The 8749-nt window shown below is 49.6% G+C and carries 7 protein-coding genes; 5 read left to right on the top strand and 2 right to left on the bottom strand.

From position 1 onward, the window contains the following. A partial coding sequence (locus J4G07_21995) for a sulfatase-like hydrolase/transferase (GenBank protein ID MCE2416657.1) occupies nucleotides 1-858 on the top strand: 858 nt, incomplete at its 5' end. 13 nt (nucleotides 859-871) lie between these two features. Here the strand turns inward: J4G07_21995 and J4G07_21990 are convergent. Beyond that, a complete protein-coding gene (locus J4G07_21990; GenBank protein ID MCE2416656.1) occupies nucleotides 872-1891 on the bottom strand; it encodes a PD40 domain-containing protein in 1020 nt (339 codons plus the stop codon). Nucleotides 1892-1939: 48 nt separating this feature from the next. Continuing rightward, a complete protein-coding gene (locus tag J4G07_21985; GenBank protein ID MCE2416655.1) occupies nucleotides 1940-2860 on the bottom strand; it encodes a PD40 domain-containing protein in 921 nt (306 codons plus the stop codon). A 587-nt stretch (nucleotides 2861-3447) separates the two neighbouring features. On the opposite strand from J4G07_21985, the gene J4G07_21980 reads away from it, so the two are divergent. From J4G07_21980 to J4G07_21965, 4 genes are all read left to right on the top strand, one after another. Beyond that, a complete protein-coding gene (locus tag J4G07_21980) occupies nucleotides 3448-5634 on the top strand; it encodes a hypothetical protein (protein MCE2416654.1) in 2187 nt (728 codons plus the stop codon). An 81-nt stretch (nucleotides 5635-5715) separates the two neighbouring features. Further along, entirely contained in the window at nucleotides 5716-6795 is a 1080-nt protein-coding gene (locus tag J4G07_21975) for a hypothetical protein (protein MCE2416653.1), read from the top strand. A gap of 154 nt (nucleotides 6796-6949) precedes the next feature. Continuing rightward, nucleotides 6950-8161 (top strand): Gfo/Idh/MocA family oxidoreductase, encoded by a 1212-nt coding sequence (locus tag J4G07_21970; GenBank protein ID MCE2416652.1) that lies wholly within the window; start codon nucleotides 6950-6952, stop codon nucleotides 8159-8161. A 95-nt stretch (nucleotides 8162-8256) separates the two neighbouring features. Next, a partial coding sequence (locus tag J4G07_21965; GenBank protein MCE2416651.1) for a LamG domain-containing protein occupies nucleotides 8257-8749 on the top strand: 493 nt, incomplete at its 3' end.

The raw sequence follows: 8749 nt of genomic DNA, 5'->3' as shown, positions 1-8749 counted from the left end.
TTTATGATTGCCGCGAATTTCTTTGGACCGCACTTCCCGTATGCTGTGCCAGCTCCTTACGACACGATGTACGATCCGGATACCGCTGAACGGTGGGGCAACTTCGATGAACAGTTCATCAACAAACCCCTCATCCAACAGAAGGAGATGCTCCGGTGGAATGCCAGCCATCTGACGTGGCCAGATTGGCAGAAAGCCATCGCTGCCTATTGGGGGTTCTGCACCTTCATTGACGACCAAGTGCGGCGAGTTCTTGACTGTCTTGAGGCGAACGGTTTAGCAGAAAATACCGTTGTCATCTTCTCAACCGACCACGGCGATATGCTCGGTAGCCATCGGCTTTTCAACAAAGGTTTTCACATGTACGAGGAGACGCACCACATTCCACTCGTCATCCGGTGTCCAGGTACGACAGCACCTGGAACGACGTGTGATGAATTTGTGAACCTCGTCGACTTAATGCCGACGTTTTTGGAACTCGGTGGCGCAGCAGTCCCTGATGAGATCGATGGAAGATCTATTATGCCTTTGTTAAGAGGGGAAACTGTAGCGGATTGGCCCGATGATGTGTTCGCTGAATTTCATGGGTACGAGCCGACGCTCGCCTCTGTCAGGATGGTACGGACGGATTCGTGGAAATACGTCTACAACCCATACAGCGAGGACGAACTCTATGACATGAAGAGCGACCCGCACGAACTCCATAACTTGGCGAACCATCTCGGTTACAAGCACGTACTCCGCCGTATGAAAGCACGTATGGTTGATCGCTTGCGCGAAACGAGGGACAATATCGTTATGGAAGGCGGATGGCAGAGCAATTCGTTCGATCTGCTTGTCTCGGAACGGGAGCGATAAGAGTTACAAAGTGCTATTCCTGTTTGACTTGTCCCCACACTGTCGTTAATAAATGTGGTTTGGGGGTAACCGGCAATGCGAACGCCGGATCGAACCAATCCCCTGGACTATTTGCTTGAAAGAACTTTCCAAATACTTTTGGTATAAAAGTATCTGTGAGTTGTTCCGAAACATCGCTGCCCAACGCTATTTTGAAGATTTGTAAGCGGTTATGCTTATCGACTTTGTCATACAGAAGGGCATCTCCTTGCGGAGACCAGACCGGCGAAGTTTCCCTCGGGGCAGCATCGCTTGTAATTCGTTTAAGCCCTGTACCGTCGCTATTTAGCGTATAAAGCGTTTCCATGTCAACATTTTTCTTTTCCGCTCCCGGATTCCAAGAAAAAGCCAACCGATCCGTTGTTAAAGACCACACTAAATCGCCATTTATCCAAGAAGGTTTTGCCTCGCGTGGAAAAAGCACCTTCTGTTTTTTGGTGCGCACGTTAAGTATATTGATTCGCACCTGCTTATTCTCAAATCCAGAGAGGAAGGCTATCTCAGTACCATCAGGTGACCAAGCCGGGCTACCCCCTCCGATTGCCATGCGTTCTTCTTTTTTCCCATCTATTGTACCGATGTAGATATACGCTCCATTCAGTTCTCGCCTTCTGTAAGCAATTTGTTTCCCATCTGGCGACCAAGTCGCTGCAGATCTGTCTTCCGACTTGCCGAACACCCGCCTCACATTTTTGCCATCAGGATCCATGAGATACAGGTCTCGACTGAGCGTAAACCGATCACGGTCAGAGGCGAAAAGAACGCGTTCCCCGGTTGGAGACCAGACGGGGAACGTATCATCTGCACGATGGTTGGTCAGCCTCACCTGATCGCTCCCATCAGGATTCATCATATAAATTTCGCGATTGCCGTCACGCACTGAAGTAAATACAACTTTAGCTGTGGTAGGCACTTTTGAACATATCCCAGAAACGCCTACGCTTAGTAAACTAACCATCACGGCAGCAGATAGAAAAAAACGTTTATATTTCATCAGTATCCCCTCCACGAGGCAAACTTAAGAGTGTAGACGACTATTGCTTTAATCGTCCCCATATCTCTGTTGCCAATTGGGGTTGCGGTGCCACCGGCAATGCGAAGGCTGGATCGAACCAGTCCCTTGCAAAATTCGGGAAGCTGGGATTGCTAACGTAACTTTGAAGATTTGCTGCATATCATTCTTATCCAGTTGACTATAAAGCAGCGCATCTCCTCGTGGAGACCATACTGGCTCTACGGCTCGCTTCCCTTCCTCAATAATTTGTTGAAGCCCTGTGCCATCGCGATTGACAATATAGATAGTCTCCAGTTTAAAGTCCTCTTGCCGAAGTTCAATGCGATTATACCACGCAAACGCCAGTCTATCTCCCTCTGGAGACCAAGCATGATGCCGAACCCACGCGGGTTCCTTGGGCGGAAAAAAGAACTTGTGTTTACGCGTCCGCACGTCTAACACTTCAATAAAGGCTATCTCTGTCCCGTCAGGCGACCACGCGGGTTGACTGCCAAGTGCTATACGTTCTTCTTTTTTACCGTCTATTGATGCGATATAGATAAAGGACTTTCCCTGCTCCCAGCGGCTATAAGCAATCTGTTTGCCATCCGGCGACCATGTTGGACTGGTCCTCGCCGATTCCTTTTTGAACACTCGCTGCACATTTGATCCATCGGCATCCATTAGATACAGATCCCAGTCTCCTGGAGCCCCGTCTCGGTCAGAGCTAAATATAATCCTGTCGCCGCTCGGAGACCACTTCGGACCCCCATCCCTTGCGAGATGGTGGGTAAGGCGGACTTCCTCGCTGCCATCGGGATTCATGAGATAAATGTCCAGATTCCTATGACGCCACGATGAGAACGCTATTTTCGCTGTTGTGGGGGCTTTTGCGAACACAGGACAAGTGCTCGCGTATAACACCGCGCAGCTTAATGCGAAAAGGAACGATACATACGGATTTCTCATCAAATTATCCTCCGAAGCAGAAAAAGAACATAAAATCCGTTATTACAACTTTAAGTATAAGGTAAATTCGACGTAAGAAAAGAACCCTTTGACCGTTAAAGACGCAATTTTAGGGTCGAAAAGGTGCATAATCTTAAAAAAGGCGAAAGAAATATGATAAAGCCGACCATTTTCCAAATAGTGTCTGCTTTGATTGCTTACACATATTTTGAGAAAAACCATCGCTGAACTTACACGAACTTCCTGAAGTCAAAGATGCGTTGATAATCCACAACCTCTCAAAACATTTATCGAACTCACGTTAAGAATATACCAATTCCACGAGGATGTCAATGTTTTTGCGGTCAGACTTGATGCGAATCCAGCCCCGTTCTACCACATATAAAACCCCATTCTCTACTGGTCGGAATCTGCGGGCATCCAAAATTCAGATTTGAAAAAAATACGGAAATGTGATAACATGTTCATACTTTGAAAATTCAAAAACAATAGCCTGCATTCTCACTGCGAAGCAGGCGCAGGCGGATTTCAGGAACGGATCTAATAGTCTTAACCCCCGCTACTTCTCCGCAAGGTAAATTAAAAAAATGATTATCACAGTTGACGAGAGTTATCGCCATAAGAGGGACCTCACCGAACAGCAGCTTTTCGCCGTGGTTGAACAAAACACGCCGGATGCCATCAAATCCCCTCTTTTTCCGCAAGATGAACCAAATGCCTTCACGTTCCAACTTGATAAGGAACTGATTGAGCGTTTGAACCTCTGGGAGTGGTTTCGTAACTACGCGAAGGAGGCACAGGTCTCGACCGCCGGTGTCCGCGGTCCACAAAATATTTTATACCCATGGGACACCCGCTTCCCGATTAACCAGATTGGGATTATTTTAGCAACGCTTGGTAAAAGTCTCGTCGCGAATGAAACCGCAGATGGAAGATTGGTTGAGAAGCTCGCAGGCTGTGAGGTGCGCTACAACTCGCAGAAATATGTCGAATACATTGCCCGTATCCAAGCTGCACAAGGGATTCGGACGTATGTGCCGAAATCATTTGGTACACTCCCCATCTGGATGGCATCCTTCTTGATTTTCATGCTTGATTTGGACGGTGGCGAACATGTCACATCAAGCCATTCCGTCAGCACAAAGAACGCTACGAAAGACCTCAACAATCAGGGAAGCCAATATTTGCCTGAGGAATCCATGCGATTCGTCAACAAAATTGAAGACATCCTCAAAACCGCTGAAACGGAAGGCTATCCTATTCAGTTCAGTGCCGTTACCGATGAGCATATCGATTTTGAACGATTGGACGAGCTCCATGACGGTGTGCAACTCTATGTCGGTTATCTCAAAAGTGGTGTTGCCACAGATGCGAATCTCAGGCTCATTCGAGCGACGAAGCCCTCTATCGTTGTCGATTGTGTCGGTGGATGTATGTATCGTCCGATGCGTGCCATTTTTGAACGATTGGGAATCGCTAACTCTGTTCGCTGGCTGCACGTTGAGGCGGATCCGCTCTATCACAACATCGGAAAACTCGATCGGAATCCGAAAACGGGTGAAACTGAATTTTACGATCTCGGTTGCGACTTTAGTATCCTTGATGTCGTCAAATCCACAGATTATGCAACGAAACTCAAATCGCAGCCTATCGGCACCATTATCGAAGCGACCGACCCGGATGGCGACCGACTCATCGTCTGTGAGATAGAGGAAGCCGCACGAGCAGAAACATTGGAAACCCTCGGCGTTGATTTTCTCGATCTCGGTGATGACCGACTCTTGACGATTTACACGCCGAATCAAGCGTTCCTCATGTTGATGGACTTCTACGCCAAGCAACTTAAAACTTCCGGTCTTTGGGAGGATCATCCGCGGTTCATGATTAAGACGACCCCCTCTGCGCTCGCTTGGGATCAGTGGGGTGAGGCGAACGATGTTAAAGTCATTAACGTGCCTGTCGGTTTTAAAGAGATTGCGGCAATCATGAAAAAGATTGAACGGCAGTTAGCTGACACGCCAGACGCACCGGTTGTTGTTCAAGATGTCTACGGCGAGACAATCGGACTCGGTGTCCAACCGCGACTGATTTTCGCGGGTGAAGAGAGCGGCGGGATGATTACCGGTCCTGAGGAACTCATTCTGAGCCAAGGGGGTCGCACTGCGATTGCGATGCGTGAAAAGTCGGCAGGCGAATCCATGGTTCTCGTTACCGCACTCGCAGCACATTGTAAACAGGCAAATATCACCCTCTCTGACTATCTCGCCGCTGTTTTTGCGGAGAGCCAAATTAGCGCGACCTGCGACGTGAGAGAGGACATCACCTACTATAACGAGTCTGAACCGAATCCTGAAAAACTCCGTGCAGCGAAGCGTGAAGGCGAGGCAAAGCGCGATAAAAACGACCTATTTTTTCTCGGGATCGCTATTGCTCTCCGCGACGGAAAAATAGATGTGGAACAAGCACGTGCTATCCTCTCAGATGCGCTTCCGAGCCTTGATTTCACAACGCTTGAAGATGTCCGGTTTGTCGGCGATGGGAGCTATCTCAAGTTTCGTGATAAGTGTCTGGAAGTCCGAAAGTCCGGCACAGATGCGAAAACGAAAGCCTACGCCTCCGGTAGTGATAAGGAGGAGTGTCGAAAGTTCGCCAAAGCCTTCGGTGAGGCAAGTGGCGACTTAACCGAACTTTACACCAAACAAATAGGTCACACTTACTTAAGGAATGTTGAAAGCAGAGCACGACAGATTTATGACGCATTTCAGTCGGGTTAATAGCAGTCGGCTGTCAGCAGTCAGCAATCGGTAAGAAAACCTCTTTACCGAAAGCCGATAGCCACTAAAAAGGAGATGATCATGATGAGAACGATTATCGCTTTATTGGGAGTTGCGATCCTTTTTTGTTTCGCGACAGTTTCCGAGGCGGAGTGGACGGTCCTACGCGAAGACGATATCATCCGCGGCGATGGCATTGACGGCATGTTACAGGATGTCTATTTCATGGATAACCAGAACGGTTTGGTCGTTGGAGACAGCGGTTTAATGTTGGTGACAACTGATGGCGGTACAACATGGGGGAAAATTGAAATAGACATGCGTCCCCCGGGAGCCGGACAAAGACCCGGCGGACCTCCCGGTGCGGGCGGTGGTCCCCCACCAGGCTTTGGTCGAGGTGGTCCCGCGCCTCTCTACAATATCTACTTCGTAGATGAAAACGTTGGGTATATTATCGGAGGCAGAGCCACTATCCTGAAAACCGAAGATGGTGGCAAAACCTGGGCACGGAAAACGGCAATGAGCGATACCCCTGGACGTGATGGAAGACCAGGACGCCTTCGCGCCAATTTGATGGGTATCCAAATGATTAGCGAAACCACTGGTTTCATTGCCGGATCGGAGAATACGATTCTCAAAACAACCGATGGTGGTGAAACTTGGGTAGGCAGCTCGGAGCGCGCACGCGTTGGTGAGACACGAAACAACCTTGAAGGAATCTGGTTTGTTTCCCCCACAACGGGTTGGATTATCGGTTCATTCGGGACGCTCTTGCAGACTACCGATGGCGGTGAAACGTGGGAAAAACGTGATCCTGGCTTTGATAATAATCTCTTCGGTATCCATTTCCTCGATGAAAATACCGGTTGGATTTCCGGGCAGGAGGGCTTAATTCTGCATACCACGGATGGCGGTGCAACGTGGAATCAGCAAAAAACCGAATCCTACGACGATCTTCACGATATTATCTTTGTTGATGCGATGGTTGGTTGGGCAGTCGGTGGTTTCAATTCCGTTTTGCACACTACCGATGGCGGTAACACATGGACGGTATCGAATATACCCGGAAGCGCGAATCTCAAAGGGGTTCATGCCACCGACCCGAACAATTGTTGGACAGTTAACGATTGGGGTGTCATCGCAGGATACAAAGCAGAATAGTTAGTGGCGGTCAGCCGTCAGCCATCAGCAAAAAACTGGACTGGAAGCCTCCGGGATGGAAGGCGGGGAAGATTGGAAGATTGGGGCATCCCTCCTTCCAGTCTCCCATCCTTCCAACTATAAGCCTTCCGACCAAGTCCCACCTGTCGATAATATGTCAGAACTGAGAAGCCATAAAGTCACGATGCTCGGCACAGGGCTCATCGGAATGTTCTACACGATGACGCTCCATAACCAACGCGGCACAGACCGCGTCCACAGCGTCTATTCACGGCGTGAAGAACGCGCAACAGCGTTCGCTGAAGAGTGGAACATCCCTCACGCAACAACCGATTTAGCAGAAGCCATCAACCATCCTGAAACGGATACTGTTGTCATCGGGTTACCCAACAACTTGCACCTGAAGGCGGTTGAACTCGCCGCAGAAGCCGGCAAAGGTATCCTCTGCACGAAACCGCTTGGACGCACTGCTGAAGAAGCGAAGGCGATGTTGGACATCGTTGAAAACGCAGGTGTATTCGGGGGTTATCTTGAGGACCTCGTTTATCCCCCAAAGACTCTGAAAGCGTTAGAATCTGTTCAAAACGGTGCGCTCGGTAAGATTCTGTGGGTGCGTTCCCGTGAGACACATCCCGGTCCTCACAGTGATTGGTTCTGGGATCTGGAGCAAGCAGGCGGTGGTGCCATTGTTGATATGGGATGCCATTGCATTGAGATTATCCGAAATTTTGTTGGGAAAAACAACAAACCGCTTGAGGTGATGTGCTGGGCGGATACACTTGTGCATCCGATTGATGCGGAGGACCACGGCATTGCACTCATCCGATTTGAGAGCGGGGCAATGGGGCAGTTTGAGGTCGGTTGGGCATTCCGCGGTGGTATGGATTTACGCGATGAGGTCTCCGGGAGTGAAGGGACTATCTGGCTTAACCACTGGCTCCGAACAGGTTATGAGATGTTCACGGCTGTCGGGCAGGGCGGATACGTCGCTGAAAAAGCGGAGAGCGACACCGGTTGGCTCTTCCCCGTTGGCGATGAGGTCGCGGAACTCGGTTATCGGGACATGTTCCTTGATATGTTCAACGCGATTGATGAAGGGCGAGAACCCCTAGAAACTTTCTATGACGGTTACGTCGTGAACGCTATCATTGATGCCTGCTATAAATCCGCGAAATCTAAGCAGTGGGAAGCTGTTGAAATTCAGGATTGGCGAGGCACAACCGAAACCACCGATGCGCAAACCTTCCAGTCGGATGCCGATGAGCGATATGCACCTCTCAAGAGTGAACGGATGCCGGATGGCAGAATGAAACGCATCTTTAGGGATCGGGAAACCGGGGAGATTATTGAGAGGGTGGAGGATTAAACGGCGATAGTTATAGTTCGGTTTGCAGGAGAACGATTGAAGGTCGCACTACTATTGTTCATAACTAATCCAGTTAAACATAGGAGGAACTTCCGATGAATCAAATCCTAACAGCCATTGCACTTGTACTATGTCTTGGAGTGAGTTGTTTCGCTGCGCTTGAAGAAAACACCGTGTTGCTATACCTTTTCGATGAAGAGACCGCCGATGAAACTACAGACCTCTCCGAATTTGAGAATCACGGGGAAATCACTGATGCTGAATGGACGAAGGATGGGAAGCTCGGTGGCGCGTTGACCTTTGATGGTGCGAGCAGTCTTATTGAAGTACCGCATCACGAAAGTCTCTTCCCCGGCGGCGATGAACTGACAATTGAGGCGTGGTTCAAACCTGCTTCATTCCCGGGTGGGCATCCACCGATTGCGCGGAAAGGCTCTGTCCCCGAAAGCGGTTGGGGCTTTGATACACCCGGCGGAAAAATCCGCGGATTCGTCTACACCGCGCCGGGGGATGCCGCTGTCGCACAAGGCGCGACACCCATGGAGGTGGACAGATGGCATCACCTTGCTATGGTCTATGATGGCTCAG

This window comes from Candidatus Poribacteria bacterium (genome assembly GCA_021295715.1).
Lineage (GTDB): Bacteria > Poribacteria > WGA-4E > WGA-4E > WGA-3G > WGA-3G.
This window is presented reverse-complemented; position numbering and strand designations above follow the sequence as displayed.

What these genes read in the sequence shown, in the direction of transcription:
- J4G07_21970 (MCE2416652.1), top strand. Translation starts at nt 6,950, where the DNA reads ATGTCAGAACTGAGAAGCCATAAAGTCACGATGCTCGGCACAGGGCTC.
- J4G07_21985 (MCE2416655.1), bottom strand. Translation starts at nt 2,860, where the DNA reads ATGAGAAATCCGTATGTATCGTTCCTTTTCGCATTAAGCTGCGCGGTG.
- J4G07_21990 (MCE2416656.1), bottom strand. Translation starts at nt 1,891, where the DNA reads ATGAAATATAAACGTTTTTTTCTATCTGCTGCCGTGATGGTTAGTTTA.
- J4G07_21975 (MCE2416653.1), top strand. Translation starts at nt 5,716, where the DNA reads ATGATGAGAACGATTATCGCTTTATTGGGAGTTGCGATCCTTTTTTGT.
- J4G07_21980 (MCE2416654.1), top strand. Translation starts at nt 3,448, where the DNA reads ATGATTATCACAGTTGACGAGAGTTATCGCCATAAGAGGGACCTCACC.